24 protein-coding genes are annotated in these 25,169 nt (G+C 69.0%); 23 read left to right on the top strand and 1 reads right to left on the bottom strand.

Annotated features, from left to right (window positions below; all coding sequences use genetic code 11):
• Positions 1–52: 52 nt before the first annotated feature.
• From ASF44_RS08710 to ASF44_RS08695, 4 genes are all read left to right on the top strand, one after another.
• Positions 53–1,807, top strand: a complete 1,755-nt coding sequence (locus ASF44_RS08710) for a hypothetical protein (protein ID WP_056898827.1) — start codon at positions 53–55, stop codon at positions 1,805–1,807.
• A gap of 77 nt (positions 1,808–1,884) precedes the next feature.
• Complete coding sequence (locus tag ASF44_RS08705) at positions 1,885–2,823, top strand: NAD-dependent epimerase/dehydratase family protein (protein ID WP_056898826.1); 939 nt, start codon at positions 1,885–1,887, stop codon at positions 2,821–2,823.
• A 13-nt stretch (positions 2,824–2,836) separates the two neighbouring features.
• On the top strand, positions 2,837–4,186 hold the full coding sequence (locus tag ASF44_RS08700) for a glycosyltransferase (protein ID WP_056898825.1): 1,350 nt from the start codon (positions 2,837–2,839) through the stop codon (positions 4,184–4,186).
• Positions 4,183–5,181 (top strand): glycosyltransferase family 2 protein, encoded by a 999-nt coding sequence (locus ASF44_RS08695; protein ID WP_056898824.1) that lies wholly within the window; start codon positions 4,183–4,185, stop codon positions 5,179–5,181. Before ASF44_RS08700 ends, ASF44_RS08695 begins: the two co-directional genes overlap by 4 nt.
• Here the strand turns inward: ASF44_RS08695 and ASF44_RS08690 are convergent.
• The gene (locus ASF44_RS08690) at positions 5,178–5,936 is read right to left on the bottom strand and encodes a glycosyltransferase family 2 protein (protein ID WP_056898823.1); all 759 of its coding nucleotides are present in this window, start codon (positions 5,934–5,936) and stop codon (positions 5,178–5,180) included. The genes ASF44_RS08695 and ASF44_RS08690 overlap by 4 nt on opposite strands.
• A gap of 41 nt (positions 5,937–5,977) precedes the next feature.
• Between ASF44_RS08690 and ASF44_RS08685 the strand changes: the two genes are divergently transcribed.
• The 19 genes from ASF44_RS08685 to ASF44_RS08595 all read left to right on the top strand — a co-directional run bounded on the left by ASF44_RS08685 (position 5,978) and on the right by ASF44_RS08595 (position 25,076).
• Entirely contained in the window at positions 5,978–7,081 is a 1,104-nt protein-coding gene (locus ASF44_RS08685; RefSeq protein WP_056898822.1) for a glycosyltransferase, read from the top strand.
• A gap of 56 nt (positions 7,082–7,137) precedes the next feature.
• Complete coding sequence (gene argB / locus ASF44_RS08680) at positions 7,138–8,043, top strand: acetylglutamate kinase (RefSeq protein ID WP_056898821.1); 906 nt, start codon at positions 7,138–7,140, stop codon at positions 8,041–8,043.
• Between the two features lie 17 nt (positions 8,044–8,060).
• Positions 8,061–8,717: a nucleoid occlusion factor SlmA gene (gene slmA, locus ASF44_RS08675; protein WP_056898820.1), complete on the top strand. Its 657-nt coding sequence runs from the start codon at positions 8,061–8,063 to the stop codon at positions 8,715–8,717.
• Positions 8,718–8,825: 108 nt separating this feature from the next.
• Positions 8,826–9,803 (top strand): nitronate monooxygenase family protein, encoded by a 978-nt coding sequence (locus ASF44_RS08670; RefSeq protein ID WP_056898819.1) that lies wholly within the window; start codon positions 8,826–8,828, stop codon positions 9,801–9,803.
• Positions 9,800–10,165 carry a PaaI family thioesterase gene (locus tag ASF44_RS08665; protein WP_056898818.1) on the top strand — a complete coding sequence of 122 codons (366 nt, stop codon included), beginning with the start codon at positions 9,800–9,802 and terminating at the stop codon, positions 10,163–10,165. Before ASF44_RS08670 ends, ASF44_RS08665 begins: the two co-directional genes overlap by 4 nt.
• A gap of 23 nt (positions 10,166–10,188) precedes the next feature.
• Positions 10,189–11,709 (top strand): long-chain fatty acid--CoA ligase, encoded by a 1,521-nt coding sequence (locus tag ASF44_RS08660; RefSeq protein ID WP_056898817.1) that lies wholly within the window; start codon positions 10,189–10,191, stop codon positions 11,707–11,709.
• Positions 11,709–12,122, top strand: a complete 414-nt coding sequence (locus ASF44_RS08655) for a PaaI family thioesterase (RefSeq protein WP_056898816.1) — start codon at positions 11,709–11,711, stop codon at positions 12,120–12,122. Before ASF44_RS08660 ends, ASF44_RS08655 begins: the two co-directional genes overlap by 1 nt.
• A gap of 132 nt (positions 12,123–12,254) precedes the next feature.
• Positions 12,255–13,256, top strand: a complete 1,002-nt coding sequence (locus tag ASF44_RS08650) for a tripartite tricarboxylate transporter substrate binding protein (protein WP_056898815.1) — start codon at positions 12,255–12,257, stop codon at positions 13,254–13,256.
• Between the two features lie 73 nt (positions 13,257–13,329).
• On the top strand, positions 13,330–15,471 hold the full coding sequence (locus ASF44_RS08645; protein ID WP_056898814.1) for a hypothetical protein: 2,142 nt from the start codon (positions 13,330–13,332) through the stop codon (positions 15,469–15,471).
• 82 nt (positions 15,472–15,553) lie between these two features.
• Positions 15,554–16,579 (top strand): AraC family transcriptional regulator, encoded by a 1,026-nt coding sequence (locus tag ASF44_RS08640; protein WP_056898813.1) that lies wholly within the window; start codon positions 15,554–15,556, stop codon positions 16,577–16,579.
• A 175-nt stretch (positions 16,580–16,754) separates the two neighbouring features.
• Complete coding sequence (locus ASF44_RS08635; protein WP_056898812.1) at positions 16,755–17,939, top strand: lipid-transfer protein; 1,185 nt, start codon at positions 16,755–16,757, stop codon at positions 17,937–17,939.
• 2 nt (positions 17,940–17,941) lie between these two features.
• On the top strand, positions 17,942–18,385 hold the full coding sequence (locus tag ASF44_RS08630) for a MaoC family dehydratase N-terminal domain-containing protein (protein WP_056898811.1): 444 nt from the start codon (positions 17,942–17,944) through the stop codon (positions 18,383–18,385).
• 13 nt (positions 18,386–18,398) lie between these two features.
• Positions 18,399–18,818: a MaoC family dehydratase gene (locus ASF44_RS08625; RefSeq protein ID WP_056898810.1), complete on the top strand. Its 420-nt coding sequence runs from the start codon at positions 18,399–18,401 to the stop codon at positions 18,816–18,818.
• Positions 18,819–18,841: 23 nt separating this feature from the next.
• Positions 18,842–19,663, top strand: coding sequence for an SDR family NAD(P)-dependent oxidoreductase (locus ASF44_RS08620; protein ID WP_056898809.1), 822 nt, complete (start codon positions 18,842–18,844; stop codon positions 19,661–19,663).
• Entirely contained in the window at positions 19,660–20,823 is a 1,164-nt protein-coding gene (locus ASF44_RS08615; RefSeq protein ID WP_056898808.1) for an acyl-CoA dehydrogenase family protein, read from the top strand. Before ASF44_RS08620 ends, ASF44_RS08615 begins: the two co-directional genes overlap by 4 nt.
• Positions 20,824–20,827: 4 nt before the next feature.
• Positions 20,828–22,483, top strand: coding sequence for a long-chain-fatty-acid--CoA ligase (locus ASF44_RS08610; protein WP_056898807.1), 1,656 nt, complete (start codon positions 20,828–20,830; stop codon positions 22,481–22,483).
• Between the two features lie 28 nt (positions 22,484–22,511).
• On the top strand, positions 22,512–23,495 hold the full coding sequence (locus ASF44_RS08605) for a tripartite tricarboxylate transporter substrate binding protein (protein ID WP_056898806.1): 984 nt from the start codon (positions 22,512–22,514) through the stop codon (positions 23,493–23,495).
• The gene (locus tag ASF44_RS08600; protein WP_056898805.1) at positions 23,492–24,286 is read left to right on the top strand and encodes an SDR family oxidoreductase; all 795 of its coding nucleotides are present in this window, start codon (positions 23,492–23,494) and stop codon (positions 24,284–24,286) included. Before ASF44_RS08605 ends, ASF44_RS08600 begins: the two co-directional genes overlap by 4 nt.
• Positions 24,287–24,299: 13 nt before the next feature.
• On the top strand, positions 24,300–25,076 hold the full coding sequence (locus ASF44_RS08595; protein WP_056898804.1) for an enoyl-CoA hydratase/isomerase family protein: 777 nt from the start codon (positions 24,300–24,302) through the stop codon (positions 25,074–25,076).
• Positions 25,077–25,169: the final 93 nt, after the last annotated feature.

Genomic DNA, 25,169 nt, shown 5'->3' with positions numbered 1-25,169 from the left:
CAGTACTTTTGATTGACCTCCTGCGAACAACTCGCTGTGCCAAAGAGCGAATATGGCCGTGATCGCATTCTTTGAACGCATGGTTGGCGCGTTTGCCGGTATGACTCTGGCGTACTGGGTCTGTGTGCTGTTGCATCTACCTCAGACGATAGGGCAGGTTCTGACGCTTGGAATGGCGATGGCGCTGGGTTGGACTTGCGGACGCCAGGGCGCGCCGTCGATCTGGGCGGAACGTCGTGAGTTTTGCGTCTTGCTGGGGCTGTCACTGTCGGTCGCGGCGGGCACAGCCCTGCTCTATGCCTTCAATCCCGACGACAGCACATTTTTTCACCGCATCGCCTATCTGGGCCTGCATGGCGAACTGTTCGAGCCCGGCTACGACACCAGGCTCGCTTTCGACCGCGTTGCGCCCATCAGTGCCGCGCATCTGACCACGTCCTGGGAATATGCATTGGTCCGTGTCGGGCATGTCGCCGGCTCGGATGTCATCGGCTACCAGATCGGAGGCACGGTGATCTCCATCGTGCTGTATGTCTTTGCCGTCCACTACACCATCACGCATTTCGCGCCCCACGCGGTGGCCTCGACCAAGATCTTGGCGACGCTGTCGGTGCTGGTGTTCCTGTTCTTCGACGCGGACCAGAACCGCCGCATCGGGGCCTGGCTGTTCCTCGGTGGCTGGACGGGCAAGTGCTTTCTGGCGGCCGCGCTGATTGCGCTGTTTCCTGCATTTGACCGCGCGCGTTCGCACGACCGGCCCGCCGATTGGCTTTTTCTGGCATGTCTCGTGGTGTTTCTGATGGGGCTCACGGGCTCTGCGTTGTTCATTCTTCCCATTGGCATGGCGGCTTTGATCGTGGTGGATGGCGCAACCCGTGGCTGGGTACGCGGGCATCTCTGGGCTGCGGCGCTGATGGGGTTGCCGGTACTGGTCGGCCTGGTGTTCGTTGGAAAGTTCGGTCCGCTGCTGGACGACAGCTACTGGCGGGCATGGCAGAACATGCCATTCCTGGAATACGCCAGGCTCACGCTGTCGGCCAGAAGCTTGGTGCTCTACCTGGTGCTGGTGGCATTGCTGTTGTGGCTGCGTGCGCCGTGGCTCCGCGTGGATGCTCTGCGCAGGTTCGCCCTGTACCAAATGGTGCTGGCGTGCGTGCTGCTCAATCCGGTCCTGCTGCCCGTGTTCCAGCGCTTCGTTCCCTCGGATGGCTTCTGGCGCATCTTTTACCTTTTCCAGTATCCGACGATCGCTGCGGTCATCGGAGTGTGGCTGTTCGAGGCCTTGCGGCAGTCTGACGTCAGGCGGTCCATGGTGCCAGCTACGTTGGTCGCGGCAGGCATTCTTGCGGGCGGGAGCGTGCTGTCGCTGCAGACGCAGTGGGGTTATCCGCGGCATCTCAAGGGCATGCTGGCGCCGAAATTGTCGGACGCCGAGTACCGCTCCGCCGCAGCGGCAGTGCTAGGCTGTGATCGCTTCCGGACCCCGTCCGTCGTGCTGGCGCCGGAGCCGTGGGAGGTGACGGCCCAGATGCTGGCGCCCTCGTTGCAAAGCGTTGCCGCCCGCCATATGCGCCACAACTTCAGCAACACTCCGCAGGAGGGGCTGGCGTTGGGCGAGGCGGAGCGCGGCAGGGCAAGGGATTTCGTGTCCGCAGCCGGCGCAGGCTTCGAGCCGGACTTTCGGACGGTGTTGGGCCTGGGCGTTGATATCGTGGTCATGCGGCCTGCGGTGGCGGCCACGACGCCTCTGCCGGGCTTCCGGCAGGTTCATGCCGACAATGACTATGTCGTGTTCTGCCGTGTTTGAGCGGTGCTTGGCGGCATGGCGGCCGGGGTATCGTTCCGCCGTGACGCCGCGTAGGCGTGTTTTGCGATGATTCAACGATGAAAATTCTGATTTTCGGTGGCGGTGGGTTCATCGGCTCGACCATTGCGGACCGGCTGCTCGCAGACGGCCATGCCTTGCGCATCTTCGAGCGGCCGCGCGTGCCGCCCTACCGCAGCTTCAAGCCTGGCGAATCCGTGGAGTGGATCGGCGGAGACCTGTCGAGCACCCACGATGTCGGCGATGCCCTGGCGGGTGTCGATGCCGTCATGCACTTGGTGTCGACCACCCTGCCCAAGGGATCGAATGAAGACCCGGTCTATGACGTGCAGTCCAATGTCGTGGCGAGCCTGCAGATGCTGGAGGCCATGGTGCGCGCAAAAGTGTCGCGCATCGTGTTCATCTCGTCGGGCGGAACGGTCTATGGCACGCCCGCATACCTGCCCATTGACGAGGCGCATCCGACCGAGCCCCTGGTGTCCTACGGCATCACCAAGCTGATGATCGAGAAGTACTTGCGGATCTACCAGCACTCGCATGGGATTCGGCCGGTGATCCTGCGCGTGGCCAATCCGTACGGCGAGAGGCAGCGCATCGAGACGGCCCAGGGCGCGATCGGCGTGTTCGTGCACCGGGCCCTGGCGGGCGAGCCCATCGAAATCTGGGGCGATGGTTCGGTCACGCGCGACTACATCCATGTGCAGGATGTCGCGGATGCGTTCGCTCTGGCGCTGCATTACGAGGGTGCCGACACCTGCTTTAACGTCAGCTCCGGCATAGGTGTCAGCTTGAACGAGATTGTCGTGATGCTGGGCGATGTGCTGGGCCGGCGCATCGCCGTCAACTACAAGCCTGGCCGTCCCTTCGATGTCAAGCTGAACGTGCTCTCGAACGCGCTGGCATGCCGGGAATTGGTGTGGGAGCCGCGTGTCGCGCTGCGTGCCGGGCTAGAGCGGACGGTCCATTGGATGCGCGCACGGTCTCCAACGGCAACGTGAGCGCGACTTCGCTGTGAGAGTGTTGCTGGTGGTGCACCAGTTCTTTCCGCACTTCACGGCCGGAACCGAAGTGCTGACATGGGGGGTGGCGCGGGAACTGCGCAGCCGTGGCCACACCGTCCGCATCGTGACCGGCCATCCTGGCCGGGATGAGCTCAGGGAGTCCGAACGCTGGGTCCGCGACGAGTTCGACGGCTTCGAGGTCGACCGATTCCACCATGCGTACGTGCCTATGCGGGGGCAGCGGTCGATGATCGAAGTCGGCTCCGACAATGTGCTCGCCGCGCACCACTTCGCTGGCATCCTGGCCGCGTTCCGGCCGGACCGGGTGCACTACTTCCACCTGAATCGTCTCGGCACGGGGTTGATTCTTGCGGCCGAGGCTGCGGGCGTGCGCCAGTCGTTCACGCCGACGGACTTCTGGACCATCTGCACCACCGCGCAACTGCGCCTGCCGGATGGTCAGCTCTGCCATGGTCCCAGCCTGCACGCCGGGAACTGCATCAAGCACTTCGCGCAGAACCCGGCTCGTGCTGCTGGGGTGCGCCTTGTCGCGCGGGCATTGCCCACGGCGTGGGCCGATGCTCTGGCGCCGCTCGCGCGCACGCAAGCCGCGGCTCGCCTTCCCTTTGCCGCCGAGGTGCGTGCCTTGGGCGAACGTCTTCCCAAGACGGTCTCGCGGCTGAATCGGCTGCAGTGCATCCTCGCGCCGAATGCATTCATGCGTGCGAAGCTGCTGGAGTACGGCGTGCGCCCTGAGCGTGTGGTCGAATCCGCCTTCGGTGTCGATCTGCCGACGATCGCGCCGACCCGAGAAGGCCGGAGGCCCACTGACGGGCCGCTGCGCGTCGGCTTCATCGGAACCTTGGGGCCGCACAAGGGGGCGCATGTTCTGCTGAGTGCCTTCGCGCTCCTGCCTCGGGGTGCCTGTTCGCTGCGCATCCATGGCAACCCGGCGGACTTTCCCGACTATGTGCAGGAACTCTCCGCGCTGGCGGCCGGCCTGGAGGACATCGTCTTCGCCGGCACGTTCCCGAACCACGCCATCTTTGACGTCATGGCCGACCTGGATGTCTTGGTCGTGCCGTCTCTCTGGTATGAGAACACCCCACTCGTGGTGTACTCCGCGCAGGCCGCAGGAACGATCGTCGTGGCTTCGGACCATCCCGGCATCGCCGCCGTGGTGCGGCACGAGGTCGATGGGTTGCTCTTCCCGTCTGGTGATTCCGCCGCACTTGCGCAGCAGCTGCGCCGGTTGGCAGCCGACCGGGAGTTGTTGGCGCGCCTGGCTGCGAATGTGCGACCGCCGCGCTCGACGTCCGACTACGTCGATGACCTCTTGCGCTTCTGGGTTGCGCTATGAAGGCGAGGGTCTCGGTCATCGTCGTCAACTACAACAGCGGCGCCTTCCTGCTGCGTTGCATCCAGCATTGCCTTCGTCAGACGGTGCTGCCGGACGAGATCGTGGTCGTCGACAACGCCAGCGAGGACGGGTCGCTGGCGGGGGTGCGGGAACTGCCGCGGGTGACGGTGCTGCAGATGGACCGCAACATCGGGTTCGCCGCAGCCAACAACCGCGCGATCGAGCGCTGTGACGCTGAGTTCGTCGTGCTGCTCAATCCGGATGCGTTTCCGGAGCCGGGTTGGCTTGCCGCCCTGTTGGGCGCTGCACAAGCCAGACCCGATGCCGCTGCGTTCGGTTCACGGCAGATGCAGGCTGGCTCCGAGGGGGTACTGGACGGGACGGGCGACCGGTACTTCATCAGCGGGCAGATTCGCCGCGATGGTTACCAGGTGCGGTGCACGGCGGACGATCTGCGACCGCGCGAGATCTTTTCCCCATGCGCCGCCGCCGCGATGTACCGCATGGACGCGCTGCGCGCGATTGGCGGGTTCGACGAAGACTTCTTCTGCTATGCCGAAGATGTGGATCTGGGTTTTCGTTTGCGCCTGCAAGGCCACCGTGCGTGGTACGTGCCTGATGCCGTGGTCTGGCATGTGGGGTCGGCGACGACGGGAGGGCAGCACGGGGACTTCGCCACTTACCACGGGCACCGCAACCTGGTGTGGGTGTTCGTGAAGAACATGCCCAGCGCGCTGTTCTGGGTCCTGCTGCCGTTGCATGTGGCCCTCAACGTCGCGAGTTTTCTGTGGCTGGCCGCCCGTGGTCAGGGCGGCATTGCCTGGCGTGCCAAGCGGGATGCGCTGAAGGGGCTTGCGCGCATGTGGGCAAAGCGGCAGTCCATCGAACGCCATCGCCATGTGACGGTGGCCGAGATCTGGCGCCAGCTTGACCGACGGCTGCTGCCAATGTGTGGGCGACGCAGCTCTTCGCGTGACGCGTCGCCAGGCTCTTAGCCCCGCGACGAGCCCCGCGCGCGAGCCGCCCTGTACCGCCAGAACGCCGCCGACGACCAGACCTTCATCAGGCTGGTGATGTGCCACCACAGATGTCTGTAGTCGCGCTGGCTGGCGCGTTGGGCCTGGTGCTGGACCTGAAGATGGTCGATGGCGCAGATGCGCCAGCCTTTCAGCCACAGGCGTGCGCAGACATCGAAGTCTTCCCCGTACATGAAATAGCGTTGGTCGAACCCCCCAATCTGGCGATAGGCATTAGCGCGAAAGAGCATGAACATGCCGGGAATCCACGCAGGTCGCTTCGGGGCTTGGTAGTTTTTTCGCCGACGGGCCAGGATTTCGCCAAGCGTCAGGATGTTTCGGTGTGGCTCAGGCTGGTCTTGGCCGGGCTCGACAATCCGCGGTGTCAACACACCATCGTTGTCCGTGGCTGCCCGGCGCAACGGCTCCAGCACATCCGCATGCAGGCGAATGTCTGGATTCAAGACCAAAAACCACTCGCTGGTGCAATGCTGGAAGGCGGTGTTGTGGTTGGCTCCGAAACCCCGTGGCGCGTCATTGGTGATCTGCTCTATCGGGATCGCGAAGTTCGCGTGGGTCAGCAGATCCGGCTCCGCTACGTTGACGGTGAGCACGATCTTTTCAATCGACGCGGCGCAATGTTCGGCTAGCTGCGCCAGAAGAGGCAAAACGAGAGCTTGCTGACCATGGCTGACGATGGATACGGTGATCGGTCGATGTGTTGGAGCTGGCATGGTCTAATTTCGCGTCGGGAATTCTAGGTTCCCCGCACCCCATGGTCGTTCTCGTCGTCTTCAGCTTTTTCATCTCCGCCATCGCGGCCTACGTCGTCATCCGGCTCGCGCGCCGCCACGCACGCCGGTACGCCCACGACATGCCGCAGCGCTTTCACCGCGGCCATGTGCCCCGTATCGGCGGCGTGGGCATCTTCTTCGGCCTGGTCCTCGCCTGGGCCTACGCCGGCACCCCCCAGGCCGCCTCCCTCAACGTCGACTGGCGCGCCAACTCCACCTTCCTCTGGCTCATGGCCATGTGCATGGCCCCTGCCGTCTTCGCCGGCATCGCCGAAGACATGACCCAGCGCCTGCGCGCCCGGCTGCGCCTGGGGCTGACGGCGCTGTCCGCCGTCCTGCTGTGCTGGCTGCTCAACCTCAGCGTGCGCCGCATCGGCTTCGCGCCGCTGGACCACTGGCTGCAGACGGTTCCTCTCGTCGCCGTCGTCTTTGCCATGGTCGCCATCGCCGGCCTGCCGCACGCCTTCAACCTCATCGATGGCTACAACGGCCTGGCGGGCATGGTCGCCATCCTGATCAGCCTGGCGCTGGTCCATGTGGCGCTGCAGGTCGGCGACCGGCAACTCGCCGCCATGCTGGTCTGCCTCGTCGGCGCCACGGGCGGCTTCCTGCTCTGGAACTACCCCTACGGCAAGATCTTCGCGGGCGATGGCGGGGCCTATGTGTGGGGGCTTGTGATCGCGGTGGCCTGCGTGCTGCTGGTGCAACGGCATCCGACCGTGTCGCCCTGGTTCCCGATGCTGCTGCTGATCTACCCCGTCAGCGAGACGCTGTTCTCGGTCTACCGCAAGCTGGCGCGCGGCCAGTCGCCCAGCATGGCCGATGCGCTGCACCTGCACCAGCTGATCTTCCGGCGCCTCGTGCGGGTGGTGTTCGAGGACGACGAGGCGAGCGACCTGCTGGCGCGCAACAACCGCACCTCGCCCTACCTGTGGATCTTCTCGCTGCTGACGGTGGTGCCCGCCGTCATGTTCTGGAACAACACGCCCGTGCTGGCCGCGTTCTGCGCGCTGTTCGTGGTGAGCTATGTCGGCGCCTACCTCATGATCATCCGCTTCAAGGTGCCGCGCTGGCTGGGGAAGTGACACACAGCGGCCCCTACAATCCGCGCCAGTTTTCAGCAGCCTCCGGAGTGCCCGCCATGTCCACCCCCACCGAGCCCGACCTGTCCGCCATCGCGCCGCGCGACAAGGCCGAGATCCTGGCCCAGGCCCTGCCGTACATCCGCAAGTTCCACGGCAAGACCATCGTCATCAAGTACGGCGGCAACGCCATGACCGATCCGGCCCTGCAGGCCGACTTCGCCGAAGACGTGGTGCTGCTCAAGCTGGTGGGCATGAACCCGGTGGTGGTGCACGGCGGCGGCCCGCAGATCGAGACGGCGCTCAACCGCCTGGGCAAGAAGGGCCACTTCATCCAGGGCATGCGCGTGACCGACGCCGAAACGATGGAAGTCGTCGAATGGGTGCTGGCCGGCGAGGTGCAGCAGGACATCGTGGGCCTCATCAACCAGGCCGGCGGCAAGGCCGTGGGCCTGACGGGGCGCGACGGCGGGCTCATCCGCGCGCAGCAGCTCAAGCTGGCCGACCAGGCCGACCCGACCAAGCTGCACGATGTCGGCCAGGTCGGCGACATCGTGGGCATCGACCCGAGCGTGGTCAAGGCGCTGCAGGACGACCAGTTCATCCCCGTCATCAGCCCCATCGGCTTCGGCGAGAACAACGAGAGCTACAACATCAATGCCGATGTGGTGGCCAGCAAGCTGGCCACGGTGCTGCAGGCCGAGAAGCTCATGATGCTGACCAACATCCCGGGCGTGCTCAACAAGGCCGGCGCGCTGCTGACCGAACTCACTTCGCGCGAGATCGACGAGCTCATCGCCGATGGCACCATCTCCGGCGGCATGCTGCCCAAGCTGGCCGGCGCGATCGACGCGGCCAAGAGCGGCGTGAACGCCGTGCACATCGTCGACGGCCGCGTGCCGCATGCGATGCTGCTCGAGATCCTGACCGACCAGGCCTACGGCACCATGATCCGCGCGCGCTGAGCGCGCACCACGCCCGCATGCCCGAAGACGCCGCCCTGCCCACCGCAACGTCCGAAGGCAGCGGCGACGATGCCGCGGCCACTGCCGCCCCGCGCAAGCGGCCCAAGCCGGGCGAACGCCGGCTGCAGATCCTGCAGACCCTGGCTGCCATGCTGGAGCAGCCCGGCGCCGAGCGCGTGACCACCGCGGCGCTGGCCGGCCGGCTGCAGGTCAGCGAGGCCGCGCTGTACCGCCATTTCGCCAGCAAGGCGCAGATGTTCGAAGGCCTGATCGAATTCATCGAGCAGAGTGTGTTCCACCTCGTCGGCGCCATCGCGGCCGATGAGGCCGCTGGCGGTGCCCAGCAGGCGCGCAGCATCGTCTCGGTGCTGCTGCAGTTCGGCGAGAAGAACCCCGGCATGGTGCGCGTGATGGTCGGCGACGCGCTGGTGCTGGAGCACGAGCGGCTGCAGAACCGCATGAACCAGTTCTTCGACCACATCGAGTCCAGCCTGCGCCAGTGCCTGCGGCCGGCGTTGGCCGAAGGCGGCGCGGCCACGCCCACCGTGGACGCGAACGTGCAGGCCTCGGTGCTCACGGCCTTTGCCATCGGTCGTCTGCAGCGCTTCGCGCGCTCGGGCTTTCGCCGGCTGCCGACCGAGCAACTCGAAGCCAGCCTGCAGCGCCTGGTGTGACGGCTCTCGGGGTTTTCCCGATGTTCCGCGGCTTTGTCACTTTGCGCCAATCGGCGCGGCCATTTCGCCATTGATGGTCATCGGGGCGCTCCAGATACTGCGCCCACCATGCCCCATCCCCTCTTTCAACACCTGCGCCTGCCCGTCATCGCCTCGCCGCTGTTCATCATCAGCGTGCCGCAGCTCGTGATCGCGCAGTGCAAGGCCGGCATCGTCGGCTCCATGCCCGCCCTCAACGCCCGCCCGGCCGAACTGCTGGACGACTGGCTGGCCGAGATCACCGAGACGCTGGCCGCGCACGACCGCGCCCACCCCGAGGCACCGGCCGCGCCGTTCGCCATCAACCAGATCGTGCACAAGAGCAACGACCGGCTCGACCACGACATGGCCGTCTGCGCCAAGTACAAGGTGCCGCTCACCATCACCTCGCTCGGCGCGCGCACCGAGATCAACGACGCCGTGCACGCCTGGGGCGGCATCGTCATGCACGACGTGATCAACGACCGCTTCGCGCACAAGGCCGTGGAGAAGGGCGCCGACGGCCTGATCGCCGTGGCCAGCGGCGCCGGCGGCCATGCCGGCACCACCAGCCCGTTCGCGCTGATCCAGGAGATCCGCCGCTGGTTCACGGGACCGCTGGCGCTGTCGGGCGCCATCGCGAGTGGCGACGCCATCCTGGCCGCGCAGGCCCTGGGCGCCGACTTCGCCTACATCGGCTCGGCCTTCATCGCGACCGAGGAGGCCCGCGCGGCAGAGGCCTACAAGCAGATGATCGTGGACAGCACGAGCGACGACATCGTCTACTCCAACCTGTTCACGGGCGTGCACGGCAACTACTTGAAGCCCTCCATCCGCAACGCCGGCCTGGACCCCGACCGGCTTGAGACCAGCGACCCCTCGGCCATGAACTTCGGCAGCAACCGCGTCAAGCCCTGGAAGGACGTCTGGGGCTGCGGCCAGGGCATCGGCGCGGTCTCGGCCGTGCAGCCGGCCGGACAGGTCGTGGCCCGCATGGCGCGCGAGTACGCGGCCGCGCGTGCGCGCATCGCCGTGCCGCTGCGCCAGCCTGAAGCCGTCGCAGCGTGAGTGCCGTCCGGCCGCCCGAAGGCGCTCGCACCGAAGGCGAAGCCGAAGGGCTACGGAGGCACGCTCTCGCTCCCGCTGTCTGCGATGCACCGCAGGCCGCCACCAGCCGCAGCCAGGCCATCGCGCTGCTCGACGCAGCACTGGTCGCGGCCGCGCTGGCCCGCAACCCCGCCGCGCAGGCCGTCGACGTGATCGACCTGCACCTGGGCTTCGTGCAGCCTGGCGGCGCCGGCCTGCACGCGCAGGGCGAGGTCACGGGCGGCGGCCGCTCGGTCTGCTTCTGCGAGGCCGAGCTGCGCGACGCCGCCGGCCAGCTGGTGGCCCGCGCCATGGGCACCTTGCGCTACCGCGCCGCCGCCTGAACCTGCTTACCAGAGACCCGACCATGTACCTCACCCAAGGCCTGCACCGTTCGCTGCAACGCCACCCCGAGAAGACCGCGTTGCGCCACCTCGCGCCGGGCGCCGAGCGCAGCCACACCTTCACCCAGCTGCTCGACCAGGTCGCGCGGCGCGCGGCCGTGCTGCGCCAACGCGGCATCGCCCCCGGCGAGCGCGTGGCGCTGCTCGCGCCCAACGACGACGCCATGGTCATGGGCCTCCTGGCCTGCTGGTGGCTGGGCGCCGTCGCCTGCCCGCTCAACACACGCTGGAGCGTGCCCGAACTGCGCTACGCCCTGGCCGACTGCGGCGCGCCGCTGTTGCTGGCCGACGCGAGCTTCGCCGCGCCCTGCGCCGAGCTGGCCGACCTGGCCCAGGTGCTGCCCATGGCCGACTTCGCCGCGCAGGCCGCCGCCACGGCGCCCGTGGACGACGCGCGCGTGGGCGGCGAGGCCCTGGCCGCCATCCTGTACACGGGCGGTACCACGGGCCGCTCCAAGGGCGTGATGCTCACGCACCTGAACTTCTGGTCGGCCTCGATGACGCGCGGCGCCGAACTCAACAACGCGCCCGACAGCGTCTCGCTGCTGGTCGCGCCGCTGTTCCATGTGGCGGGCCTGGGCCGGCTGATCGGCCAGAGCATCGTGGGCGGCAGCTGGGTCACCATGCCGCAGTTCCGCGCCGAGATCGTGCTCGATGCGATCTTCGAACATGGCATCACCGACACCATCGTCGTGCCCACCATGCTGCAGGCGCTGCTGGAGGCGCCCAACTTCGACGCCGCCCGGGTGCAGAGCTTGAACCGCATCGCCTTCGGCGCCGCACCCATGCCGCCCGACCTGCTCGACCGCGCGCTGGCCACCTGGCCGAACGCCGAGTTCTTCCAGGCCTACGGCCTGACCGAGACCTCGGGTGCGGCCTGCATCAACCTGCCGGCGAACCACCGGCCCGGCGCGCCTGCCGAGCGGTTGCGCTCGGTCGGCCGCGCCGGCCTGGGCGCGGAGATCCGCATCCTGGATCCCGAAGGGCGCGACTGCCCGCGCGGCGAGGTGGGCGAGATCGTCATCCGCGGCCCCATGGTCACCAGCGGCTACTGGAAGCTGCCCGAGGTCTCGGCCCAGGCGCTGCGCGACGGCTGGCTGCACACCGGCGACGGCGGCCGCATGGACGAGAACGGCTTCATCTTCATCGCCGACCGCCTGAAGGACATGATCATCAGCGGCGGCGAGAACGTCTATTCCGGCGAGGTCGAGGCCGCGCTGCGCAGCCACGGCGACGTGGTCGATGCCGCCGTCATCGGCGTGCCCGATGCGCGCTGGGGCGAGGCCGTGCACGCCGTGGTGGTGCTGCGCCCGGGCGTGGCCGAAAGCGCCGAACTGGCCGGTGCCATCCAGGCCCAGTGCCGCACGCGGCTGGCGGGCTACAAGTGCCCGCGCAGCCTGGCCTTCGCCCAGGCGCTGCCGCTGTCGGCCGCCGGCAAGGTGCTCAAGACCCAGCTGCGTGCAGAGCACGCCAAGGCGCGCTGATGGACGCCGCCGAAAGCATGCAGCGTTACAACGCCGTGCCCTTCATGCACCTGCTGGGCATCCGGCGCGAGTTCTCCGAGGGCGGGCGCGCGCGCCTGGTGGTCGATGCGCGGCGCGAACTCGAGAACCCGATCCGCGCCATGCACGGCGGCGTGGTCGCCACGCTGCTGGACGTGGTCATGGCCAGCGCGGCCGTCTCCAGGATCGGCTTCGCGCGCACGGCCGTCACGCTGGACATGAACATCAGCTACCTGCAGCCCGGCCGCGGCCGCCTCACGGCCGACGGCGAGGCGCTGGCCATCGGGGCCGACGGCGACACCGTGCAGTGCCGAGCCGAGGTGCGCGACGACGAAGGCCGCTGCGTGGCCCGCAGCATGGGCTCGTTCCGCTACCTGCCGCTGCCGGGCGTGTAGCGGCTGGATGTTGATCGATACGGCCATCGTCCTTCATTGATACGGCCATACCCCGGCAGGCCGCCCGCCCCTAGTCTTGCCGGCGAGTTTTTTCATTCACGCAGGCCCGTCCGAGGCCGCAAGGAGACTGCCATGCCCATCGCCTTCCCATCCCCTGCCACGTCCATTGCACGCCGCTCGGTGCTGCGCGCCGGCATCGGCGCACTGGCCGCCAGTGCCCTGGGCGCGCCGGCCCTGGCCAGCACGGCCTTCCCGACCAGGCCGATCCAGCTGCAGTTGCCGTTCCCTGCCGGCGGCATGTTCGACACCGTGCTGCGCGCACTGGCCGAGGCGGCCGCCAAGGACCTGGGCCAGCCCATCGTGCTCATGCACCGCGCCGGCGCCGGCGGCGTGACGGGCGTGTCCAGCCTGACCAGCATGGGCGATGCCGACGGCTACCTGATCGGCGTGATGCACAACTCGGTGATCCGCTGGCCGCACATGAACAAGGTCAACTGGGACCCGCGCACCGACTTCACCTACCTGATGGGCCTGAACAACCTGACCACCGGCATCGCAGTGGCGGCCGATGCGCCCTGGAAGACGCTGGCCGATCTGCTCGCCGACGCCAAGGCCAGGCCAGGCCAACTGAGCTGGGGCAACGTTGGCGCGATCAGCGCCAACCGCATCTACGGCGAACGGCTGGCGCGCGCCACGGGCACGAAGTTCAACTTCATCCCGTTCAAGGGCGGCAACGAGCAACTGACGGCCGTCGTCGGCCGCCATCTCGACGTGTATGGCGACCCGGGCTTCGGCACCATGGCGCGCAGCGGCAAGCTGCGCGTGCTGGCCACCTTCACCGAGCAGCGCCTGGCGCAGTGGCCGAACGTGCCCACGCTGCGCGAGCTGGGCCACGACCTCGTGGTGCAGTCGCCGTTCGGCCTGGTCGCACCCAGGAACATGGACCCGGCGGTGCGCGCGCGGCTGGAGGCAGCCTTCCAGAAGGCAGCCCACGACCCGGCCTACCGCCGCATCGTCGACGACTTCGACCTGGCGCCCTGGAACATCAGCGGCGAGGAATACCGCAAGTACGCCGTCGCCCAGTACGACCGCGAGAAACAGATGCTCGACGAGATCGGCTTCAAGCCGGAGTGACCTGAGGAGCCGGGGTCGCCGGGGCAGCCGCCCGGCATCCTGCAACCGTACACAACGAAAGAGGAGACAAGACATGAAGAAACCATCCACCCCGCTGCTGCGCCTGTCGGCGCTGGCGCTGGTTGCTGCCGTGGGCACCGCCTGTGGCGGCTCCAGCGACGACGTGGGCGACGTCGCCGTGGCGTTCTCGGCCAGCAACCCCGACGCCGCGCCGTTCCCAAGCGACCGCTACACCGTGGCCGACGCGCGCCAGCTGACGGCCCTGCGCGTCGCACTGCCCAAGCCCGATTGCGCGGTGCGCGTGAACGACTGCTACGACGTCGACGAGCTCAACACGCTGGACGGCTTCTCGCTCATCCCGCGCTTCACGGTGCCCTTCACGGGCGACATCGATCCGGCCAGCGTCACGAGCGACAGCGTCTACCTGCTCGAGCTGTCCAGCGGCCGCAGGATCGCCATCAACCAGGCGGCCTGGGATGCGCCCGCGCGGCTGCTGTCCTTCAAGAGCGACGAGCTGCTGCGGGAGGGCCAGCGCTACCTCATGGTCGTGACCGACCGCGTGCGCGACACGGCTGGCAAGCGCGTGGGCGGCGGTGAATGGACCGAGGCCGGCAGCGGCCTGGCCATCGGCCGCGCCAGCGAAAGCGGAACCTACCGCGAGGCGCTGCGCCAGGCCCTGGCGCTGGCGCCGGCCAACGCCGGCAAGCCTGTGGCCGCCACGCTGTTCACGACGCAGACCGCGACCGCCACGCTGGCTGCCATGGCAGGGGCCGTCAAGGCGCGCAGCGGCACGGGCATCGACTTCATGGTGGCCACGCAGGGCGGCACCGGCACGCGCGCGCTGTTCGGCATCGACCAGATCGCCTCCGGCGTGCACCACCGCCAGACCGGCACCGCGCCGCAGTTCACCGACAGCGCGCTGCGCCTGTCCGCGCTGCAGACCGTGCCGGGCAGCGTGGCGCAGGTCGGTTTCGGCCGCTTCGCCTCGCCGACCTACCTGGACGCCAAGGTGCGCATCACGCCCAACGGCACGGCCGCCATGCCGCAGCTGCTCGGTGAGACCCAGGTGGCCGTGCAGGTCTTCGTGCCTGCGGGCACCAAGCCCGCAGGCGGCTGGCCGGTCGTGCTGTTCGGCCACGGCTTGGGCAACAACATGCACGATTCGCCCTGGGCCATCGCCTCGGTGCTGGCCTCCTACGGCCTGGCGACGGCCTCGATCCACGTGGTCGGCCATGGCGGTGGCGCGCAGAGCACGCTGGAGCTCGCGCTGGCCGGCGGCGGCCAGGCCAGCGTGGCCGTGGCCGGCCGTGGCGTCGACCAGAACGGCGACGGCACGATCACCGCGTTCGAAGGCGCCACGGCACCCGCGCCCTACGGCGTGCTGGGCTCGCGCGACGCGCTGCGCCAGACCGTCACCGACCTCGTGGAGCTGGCGCGCCGCTTCAAGGCCGGCGTCGACATCGACGGCGACGGCGTGGCCGACTTCGACGGCAGCCGCGTGAGCTACAGCGGCCAGTCCTTCGGCGGCGTCTACGGCACCATGCTGCTGGCGGTCGACAAGGACCTCGTGGCTGGCGTGCCCAACGTGGGCGGCGGCAGCCTGATCGAGGCCACGCGCCTGGGCGGGCTGCGCTCGCTGCGCGTGGCCTCGCTGGCAGGCCGCACGCCCTCGCTGATCAACCTGCCGCCCACGGCGACCGGCGCCGCGCAGTTCGACGAGAACCTGCCGTTCCGCGGCCAGCCCGTGCTGACCAAGCATGTGGAAGGCGCGCAGGCCATCGCCAAGTCGTTCGACCAGAGCGAATGGGCGCAGCAGTCCGGCGAGGCCACGGCCTATGCGCCGCTGATCCGCCTGCGGCCGCTGGCCGGCCACGCGGCCAAGCCCATCGTCTACCAGCTGGCCAAGGGCGACACGGTGATGACCAACACCAGTTCGGGCATGGTCGTGCGCGGTGGTGCGCTGGGCGACCGCGTGAGCTGGTTCCGGCACGACCTCGCGTTCAACAACAACAACGCCGTGGCCCGCAATTCGCATGGCTACATGCTGGACATCACGAACCCGGCGGCCTTGCCCTACGCCTTGCAGGCGCAACGGCAGATCGGTGCCTTCCTGTCCAGCGGCGGCACGGACTTCAGCGACGCGGACGGCACGGGGCCGTACTACCAGAACGGTGTCGATCCGGCGGTGCTGGACGCGTTGAACTTCCTGCCCTGACGCCGCACGTGCAGCCGGCACGGTCCGGCTGCGCAAGTGACAGCCTGCGCAGGGCGCGGCTCCTACAATTTGCCGCGCTCCCATGTCCCCTCCGTCCAGCGGCAACACCCGGCAAACCATCTCCATCGGCCAGGTCCAGCAGATCGTGCTGGGCGCGCGCCGTGCCGGCCGCGACTGCCATGCGCTGCTGCAGCGCGCCGGCATCCCTCCCGAACTGCTGGCCTCGCCGCTCGCGCGCGTGAGCCAGGCGCAGTACGCCGCGCTCATCTTCGAACTGCGCCACAGCCTGCGCGACGAACTCTGGGGCCTGTGCCGCCGGCCGCTGCCGCTGGGCAGCTTCGAGGCCGCCTGCCGGCTCGCCGTGGGCTGCCGCACGCTCGAAGAGGCGCTGCGCGCGGGGCTGCGCCACTACCGGCTGCTGCTGTCCGACTTCACGCCGCGTCTGCAGGTCGAGGCCGGCGTGGCCCACATGTCGCTCGCGCCACGCGTGCCGGTCGACCCTCCGCTCGGCTACGCCATGCGGGCGTTCGCGTTCCTGGCCTATGGCCTGGTCTGCTGGCTGGTCGCGCGGCGGCTGCCGCTGCTCGTGGTGGACCAGCCGCGCAGCGAGATCGAGCGCGTGGGCGATGCGCCGCAGCTGTTCCAGGCGCCGCTGCACTACGGGCTGCGCACGGGCTGGCGCTTCGAGGCGCGCTGGCTGCTGCTGCCCATCGTGCAGACGCCCGAGAGCCTGGCCGGCTTCCTGGCCCAGGCACCGGCCAGCCTGCTGCTCAAGTACCGCGACGACAGCAGCCTGGCCGAGCGCATCCGCCGCCTGCTGCGCCGCCACCTGGGCGGCCCCATGCCCTCGCTCGAGGACGTGGGTGCGCAGCTCGCGATGACGCCGCAGACCCTGCGCCGCCGCCTGCGCGAGGAGGGCGCGGGCTTCCGCGCGATCCGCGACGACCTGCTGCGCGACGCCGCGATCGACTACCTCACGCACCCGGGCCTCACGCTGCCCGAGATCGCGGGGCAGCTGGGCTTCTCCGAGGCCAGCACCTTCCACCGCGCGTTCAAGAGCTGGACCGGTCTGGCGCCCGGCGCCTACCGCCAAGAGCGGCTGTCCTGAGCCCTGCGGGTTAACCCGCAACGCTGTGTTTTTTGAGCGTTCGGGCCAATGCCTTCCATCGCTTCAGCCATGGGCCGCGACGCAGCGGCTGCCTAGACTTCTGCGCATGGATTCGCCTGGCTCCATGCCACGGCCGCGCGTGCGGGGCGAACCACCTTCCAGCACAGGAGCACACATGCAACGCAATGTCTACGTCGCCGGCGTCGGGATGATCCCCTTCACCAAGCCCGGCAAGAGCGAGCCCTACACCGTCATGGGCGCGCGCGCCGCCGAGCTCGCGCTCAAGGACGCCGGCGTGCCCTACGACGCCGTGCAGCAGGCCTACGTGAGCTACGTCTACGGCGACTCCACCGCCGGCCAGGCTGCCATCTACGGCGTGGGCCTGACAGGCATCCCGGTGTTCAACCTCAACAACAACTGCTCCAGCGGTTCGTCGGCGCTGTTCCTGGCGCGCCAGGCCGTCGAGAGCGGCGTGGCCGAATGCGCGATCGCGCTGGGCTTCGAGCAGATGGTGCCGGGCGCGCTCAAGGGCGCCTACGAGGACCGTCCCTCGCCCATGGCGCGCTTCGCCGAGACCATGACCGAGCTGCAGGGCTTCGAGCCCACCGCACCGCGCGCGGCGCAGTTCTTCGGCGGCGCGGGCCGCGACTACATCAAGCAGTACGGCATCCGCCCCGACACCTTCGGCCGCATCTCGGTCAAGGCGCGCCAGCACGCCGCGCGCAACCCGCTCGCCGTGTTCCGCGACACCGTGACGCTGGAAGAGGTCATGGCCTCGCCGGCCGTGTTCGACCCGCTCACGCGCCTGCAGTGCTGCCCGCCCACCTGCGGCGCCGCCGCCACCATCGTGTGCTCGGAAGACTTCGCCAAGAAGCACGGCATCGCGCTCAAGGTGCGCATCGCCGCGCAGTCGATGACGACGGACACGCCCAGCACCTTCGACAGCGGCGACATGCGCCGCGTGATCGGCTACGACATGACGGCCGCCGCCGCCAGGCAGGTCTACGAGGCCGCCGGCGTGGGCCCTAACGACGTGGACGTGGTCGAGCTGCACGACTGCTTCACCGCCAACGAACTCATCACCTACGAAGGCTTGGGCCTCACGCCCGAGGGCACGGCCGAGAAGTTCATCCTGGACGGCGACAACACCTACGGCGGCAAGGTCGTCACCAACCCCTCGGGCGGCCTCTTGTCCAAGGGCCACCCGTTGGGCGCCACGGGCCTGGCGCAGTGCTACGAGCTCACGCACCAGCTGCGCGGCACGGCAGACCAACGCCAGGTGGAAGGCGCGCGCCTCGCGCTGCAGCACAACCTGGGCCTGGGCGGCGCCTGCGTCGTGACCCTGTACGAACGCGTCTGACCATGATCGACAAGAAATACATCGGCCACACCCAGCCGGCCTTCACGGTCGCGGTGGAAGCCTCGCGCCTGCGCTTCTTCGCCAAGGCCACGGGCCAACTCGACCCGGTCTACAGCGACCAGTCGGCCGCGCGCGATGCCGGCCACCCCACGCTGCCCGTGCCGCCCACGTTCCTGTTCTGCCTGGAGATGGAGTCGCCCGACCCGGCTGCGCTGCGCAACCTGCTGGGCCTGGACTACCGCCGGCTGCTGCACGGCGAGCAGCGCTTCGTCTACCACCGCATGGTGTACGCGGGCGACCAGCTCACGTTCGAGCAGCGCATCGAGGACATCTACGACAAGAAAGGCGGGGCGCTGGAGTTCGTCGTGCGTGTGACGCGCGTGACCAACCAGCGCGGCGAGCACGTCGCCGACCTCAAGGGCGTCACCGTGATGCGCAACGGCTGAAGGAGACACGCACATGACCACCATCACCTACGACCAGATCGATGTGGGCGACGCACTGCCCGCCTTCGAGACCGAGCCGATCTCGCGCCTCACGCTGGCGCTGTACTGCGGCGCCTCGGGCGACCACAACCCCATCCACGTGGACACCGACTTCGCCAAGGCCGCCGGCCAGGCCGACGTGTTCGCGCACGGCATGCTGTCCATGGCCTACCTGGGCCGCCTGCTGACCCACTGGGTGCCGCAGACCGCGCTGCGCGAGTACGGCGTGCGCTTCGTCGCCATCACGCAGGTGGGCGCCAAGGTGCGCTGCGAAGGCCGCGTGACCGAGAAGTTCGAGCAGGACGGCGAGCGCCGCGTGCGCGTGGAGCTGTCCACCACCGACCAGAACGGCCAGGCCAAGCTGGCCGGCGACGCCGTGATCGCGCTCGCCTGATCCCTTCCAGAAAGAAACAAGACATGACGCTCAAGCTCCAAGACAAAGTCGCCCTGGTCTCCGGCTCCGGCCGCGGCATCGGCAACTCCATCGCGCTCAAGCTCGCCTCCGAAGGCGCGCGCCTGGTCATCAACGACCTGGACGAAGGTCCGGCCCACGAGACCGTGGCGGCCATCCGCGCGGCCGGCGGCCAGGCCGTGGCCTGCGTGGGCAGCGTGACCGATGCCGACTTCGGCACGCGCTTCGTCGGCACCGCGCTCAAGGAATTCGGCGGCGTGGACATCATCGTCAACAACGCCGGCTACACCTGGGACAACGTGATCCAGAAGATGAGCGACCAGCAGTGGGAAGACATCCTGGCCGTGCACCTGACCGCGCCCTTCCGCATCCTGCGCGCCGCCTCCGACTTCATCCGCGAGGCCGCCAAGAAGGAGGCCGACGCACCGGTGTTCCGCAAGGTCGTCAACATCTCGTCCACCTCGGGCGTGTACGGCAACGCGGGCCAGGCCAACTACGCCGCGGCCAAGGCCGGCATCAACGGCCTGACCAAGGCCATGGCCAAGGAATGGGGCCGCTACAAGGTCAACGTCAACAGCGTGGCCTTCGGCCTGATCCAGACGCGGCTGACGCAGCCGCTCACGGCCGGCGAGGCCAGCGTGGACATCGGCGGCCGCACCATCGCGGTCGGCGTGCAGCCGGACCGCCTGAAGGCGGCTGAAGCCACGATCCCGCTGGGCCGTGGGGGCACTCCCGAAGAGGCCGCCGGCGCCGTGTACATGTTCTGCATCCCCGAGTCGAACTACGTGAGCGGCCAGGTGCTGGTCTGCGGCGGAGGCCGGCCATGAGCTTCGGCGCCGTTGCACGCCCCTGGATGACCGACGAGCTGCAGATGGTGCGCGACACCGCGCGCCGCTTCTTCGAGACCGAGTGCGTGCCCAACCAGAAGAAGTGGCAGGAGCAAGGCCATGTGGACCGCAGCATCTGGCGCCGCGCCGGCGAGCTGGGCCTGCTGTGCGCTGGCGTGCCGGAAGAGTACGGCGGCGGCGGCGGCAGCTTCCTGCACGAGGCCGTGGTCTGCGAGGAGCAGATGCGTGCGCTGGTCAACAGCTTCTCGATCAACGTGCACAGCGGCATCGTGGCCCACTACCTGCTGGCCTACGGCACCGAGGCACAGAAGAAGCGCTGGATCCCCGGCATCGCGCGCGGCGAGACCGTGGCGGCCGTGGCCATGACCGAGCCCGGCGCGGGCACCGACCTGCAGCGCATCACGACCAGCGCCGTCAAGGACGGCCAGGACTACGTGATCAACGGCGCCAAGACCTTCATCACGAATGGCCTGCTCGCCGACATCATCGTCGTGGCCGTGAAGACCGACCCCACGGCGCGCGCCAAGGGCGTCTCGCTGGTTGTCATCGAGACGCAGGACCTGAAGGGCTTTCGCCGTGGTCGCCTGCTCGAGAAGATCGGCCAGCAGGGCCAGGACACGGTCGAGCTGTTCTTCGACGACATGCGCGTGCCGCAGGCCAACCTGCTCGGCGGCGAAGAGGGCAAGGGCTTTGCCCACCTGATGATGCAGCTGCCGCGCGAGCGCCTGCTGCTGGCCATCGGCAACGCCGCCATCATGCAGCGCGCCGTGGACGACACGCTGGCCTACACGCGCGACCGCAAGATCTTCGGCGACACGCTGCTGCACCTGCAGAACACGCGCTTCAAGCTGGCCGAGTGCCAGACCAAGGCGTCGCTCGCGCGCAGCTTCGTCGACGACTGCGTGGCCCGACTGGCCCGCGACGAGCTCGACGTGCCCACCGCCGCCATGGCCAAGTGGTGGATCAGCCAGGCCACCTGCGAGGTGGTGGACGAGTGCCTGCAGCTGCACGGCGGCTACGGCTACATGCAGGAGTTCCCGATCGCCCGCATGTACACCGACGTGCGCGTGGCCCGCATCTACGGCGGTGCCAACGAGGTGATGAAAGAGATCATCGCCCGCGCGATGGAAAACGGCTGAGCCCATGCAGCACACCGAGCCCTGGTTGAAGCACTGGCCGCGCGGCTTCCCGCACGCGCTGGCCGTGCCACAGACCACGCTGTGGGACAACCTGGCGACCAGCGCCGCGCGCTACCCCGCGCGGCCCGCCATCGTCTACTACGACAGCGTGCTGACCTATGCCGAGTACCTGCGGCAGGCCGACGCCCTGGCCGGCCACCTGCAACGCGCCGGCGTGGCCCGGGGCGACCGCGTGCTGCTCATGAGCCAGAACTGCCCGCAGTTCGCCATCGGGTTCTTCGCCGTGCAGCGCTGCGGCGCGGTGGTGGTGCCCGTCAACGCCATGTGCACGGCTGGCGAGGTCGACCACTACCTCGAGGACAGCGGCGCGCGCCACGCCATCGCGGCGCAGGAGTTGCTGCCCGCCATGCAGCCCGCGCTGGCCCGCGGCGCGCTGCGCGAGGTGGTGGTCATCTGCTATGCCGATGCACTGGCGGCGCCGACCGCGCTGAACGTGCCCGAGGTGGTGCGCGCGCCGCGCCTGCCGCTGGCACAGGCGGGTTGCGTGGCCTGGGCCGACGCGTTGGCCGGCTCACCCGCCACGCCCGTGGACAGCCGCTGCGACGACCTGGCGGCGCTGCCCTACACCTCGGGCACCACCGGCCGGCCCAAGGGCTGCATGCACACGCACGCGAGCCTCACCGCGTCGAGCGTCGGTGCCTGCCTGTGGCGTTCGCTGCATGCCGAATCCGTGGTGCTGGGCGTGGCGCCCATGTTCCACCTGCTGGGCATGCAGAACGCCATGCTGATGCCGGTCTGGCAGGGCGCCACCGTGGTCATGCTCGCGCGCTGGGACGCCGCGGCCGCGGCCGCGCTGATCGAGCGCTACCGCGTCTCGGTCTGGGCCTCGCCGCCGGCCATGCTGATCGACTTCTTCGCGCATCCGGAGGCGCACCGCAGGGACCTGTCGAGCCTGGCCATGCTCAACGGCGGCGGCGCGGCCATGCCCGAGGCGGTGTCCAGCATGCTCAAGGAGCGCTTCGGCATCACCTACATCGAGGGCTACGGCCTGACCGAGACGGCCTCGTTCCTGCACTGCAACCCGCAGCAGGCCAGCAAGCGCCAATGCCTGGGCATCCCGACCTTCGGCGTGCATTCGCGCATCGTCGACCCCGAGACGCTGGCCGTGCTGCCCCCCGGCGAGACGGGCGAGCTGGTCAGCCGCGGTGCGCAGGTCATGCAGGGCTACTGGCGCGACGACGCGGCCAACCGCGCGGCGTTCATGGAGATCGACGGCGAGCGCTACTTCCGCACCGGCGACCTGGCTTCGATGGACGCCGACGGCTACTTCTTCATGCGCGACCGCTTGAAACGCATGATCAACGTCAGCGGCTACAAGGTCTGGCCGGCCGAGGTGGAGAGCATGCTCTATGAGCATCCCGCCATCCACGAGGCCTGCATCGTCGCGCGGCCCGACGCCAAGCAGGGCGAGGCGGTCTGCGCCGTGGTGGTGCTGCGGCCCGGCCAGCTGCTGACCGAGGCAGGGTTGATCGCCTGGTGCCGCGAGCGCATGGCGGTGTACAAGGCCCCGCGTGCGGTGGAGTTCCGCGCGGCCCTGCCCAAGTCCAACACCGGCAAGGTGGCCTGGCGCGAGATCCAGGAAGCCTTCGCCCGGGGCTGACGACACCGACACCAAGGAGACAAGACACATGCATGAGACCGAGATCACGCGCCGCCAGGCCCTGGCCTTCACCGCGCTCGCCGTTGCCGGGGTGCCGGCGCTGGCGCAGCAGGACTTTCCGAACAAGCCGCTGCGCATGGTGGTGCCCTACGCGCCCGGCGGCGGCACCGACACCATCGGCCGCCTGCTCGCGACCAAGCTCGGCGAGAACTGGAAGGCCACCGTGGTGGTGGAGAACAAGCCCGGCGCGGGCGGGGTGATCGGCAACGACATGGCGGCCAAGGCACCGGCCGACGGCTACACCATCCTCATGGCCATCACGGTCATGGTGCAGCACCCGGCCATGATGCCCAAGCTGCCCTACGACCTGCTCAAGGACTTCGCCCCGCTGGCCGTGGCCGCGCGCTCGGCCGACCTGCTGCTGGTGCACCGCGACGTGCCGGCCAACACGGTGGAGGAGTTCGTCAGGCTGGCCAAGGCCGATCCGCGCACCTACGCGCTGGGCTCGTACGGCAACGGCACCTCGGGCCACATCCACGCGGCCATGCTGAACAGCCAGGCCGCGCTGGACCTGTCCATCGCCCACTACAAGGGCGCCGGCCCGCTGATGGCCGACCTGCTGGGCGGCCAGATCAAGGCGGCCTTCCTGGACTCCACCACGGCCGCGGCCCAGGTGAACGGCGGGCGCGTGAAGGTGCTGGGCGTGACGGGCGCGCGCCGCTCGCCGCTGGCCCCGAATGCGCCGACCTTCACCGAGCTGGGCTACAAGTCGTTCGAGCCCTACGGCTGGTTCGCGCTGTTCACGCAGGCGGGCACGCCACCGGCGATCACCAGGAAGCTGTCGGACGAATTCATCGCCATCCTGGCCCAGCCCGAGGTGCGCAAGCGCCTGGAGGAGCTGGGCCTGCTGCCGGGCGGCGAGCCGGTGGCCGAGTTCGCCAAGGAGATGCGCCGCGACCTCGACATCTGGGGCAAGGTCATCCGCGAAGCCAACATCAAGATCGACCAATGAGCACTGAATTTTTCAACTTCAAGGGCCACCACGTGTTCGTGGCTGGCGGCTCCTCCGGCATCAACCTGGCGATTGCCGACGCCTTCGCACAGGCCGGCGCCAGGGTGGCCATCGCCAGCCGTTCGGCCGAGCGCATCGCGGGTGCCGTGGCGCAGTTGCGCGCCCACGGTGGCGAGGCCGAGGGCTACAGCGCCGACGTGCGCGATGCCGAAGCCATCGAGGCGGCGCTGCGCGCCGCACATGAGCGCTTCGGCCCCATCGATGTGCTGGTCTCCGGCGCGGCCGGCAACTTCGTCGCGCCGGCGCTGGGCATGTCGTCCAAGGGTTTCAAGACCGTGGTCGACATCGACCTGATCGGCGGCTTCAACGTGGTGCGCGCGGCGCATGCGTACCTGCGCAAGCCGGGTGCCTCGGTGCTCAACATCTCGGCGCCGCAGGCCGCCAATCCCACCAGGCTGCAGGCCCACGTCTGCGCGGCCAAGGCCGGGCTGGACATGATGGTGCGCGTGCTGGCGATGGAGTGGGGCGCCGACGGCATCCGTGTCAACTCGCTGGTGCCCGGCCCGATCGCCGGCACGGAGGGCATGCGCCGGCTGGCGCCCGATGCCGCGGCCGAGAAGCGCGTGACCGACTCCGTGCCGCTGGGCCGCATGGGCAGCACGCAGGAGATCGCCAACATGGCCATGGTGCTGGCCTCGCCGCTGGCCAGCTACGTGACCGGCGCCATCCTCAATGTGGACGGCGGCAGCTCGCTGCCCGGTGGCCGCGACCTGGGCGCCACGCCGCAATGACAAGGACCTATCGATGAGCAAGATCCGCTTCGAACAACAGGGCGCCACCGCCATCCTGACGCTGGACGACGCACCCGTGCGCAACGCGCTGTCGCCCGCCATGCGCGTGGAGGTCGCAGAGGTGGTGGAGCGCGTGCGCACCGACGCCGCCATCCGCGCCCTCGTGATCGCTGGCGCCAATGGCCATTTCTGCTCGGGCGGCGACCTGCGCAACATCGCCAACGCGGGCCTGGACAACGCCGGCTGGCGCGACCGCCTGCACCTGCTGCACAGCTGGCTGGCCAAGCTGCTGAGCCTGGACAAGCCCGTCATCTGCGCCGTCGACGGCGCGGCCTACGGCGCCGGCTTCGGCCTGGCGCTGGCGGGCGACTTCCTGATCGCCACGCCCCGCGCGCGCATGAGCGTGTCCTTCCTCAAGGTCGGGCTGGTGCCCGACTGCGGCATCTTCTACACGCTGCCGCGCGTCGTCGGTCCGCAGCGTGCGCGCGAGCTCATGCTGTCGGCGCGCGAGGTCGGCGCCGAGGAGGCCTTGCGCCTGGGCCTGGCGATGGAGGTGGTCGAGGCCGACCAGCTGCTGCCGCGCGCCTTGGCGCTGGCCAAGAGCTTCGAGGGCGCCTCGCCCATGGCCGTGAGCCTGATCAAGCGCGCCTGCGCGTCCACCGGCGATCTGGTCGGCCAGCTGAGTCTGGAGGCCGATGCCCAGGCCCTGGCGATGGGCTCGCCCGAGCACAAGACGGCCATCCAGGACTTCCTGCACAAGCGCCCGCCCCGGTTCTCCTGGCCCGCGTAGCGCGCCCGCCGCCATTCGGCGTATGGGGCGTGCCGCGCCGGCGGGGCGACAATGCGCCGCTTTGCCGTGGGGCGGTGCGCATGGTGCGCCCGT

This window comes from Pseudorhodoferax sp. Leaf274, assembly GCF_001422445.1.
Classification (GTDB): Bacteria; Pseudomonadota; Gammaproteobacteria; order Burkholderiales; family Burkholderiaceae_C; genus Pseudorhodoferax.
Note: the sequence above shows the minus strand (reverse complement) of the source record. Positions and strands in the feature narration are given on the sequence as shown.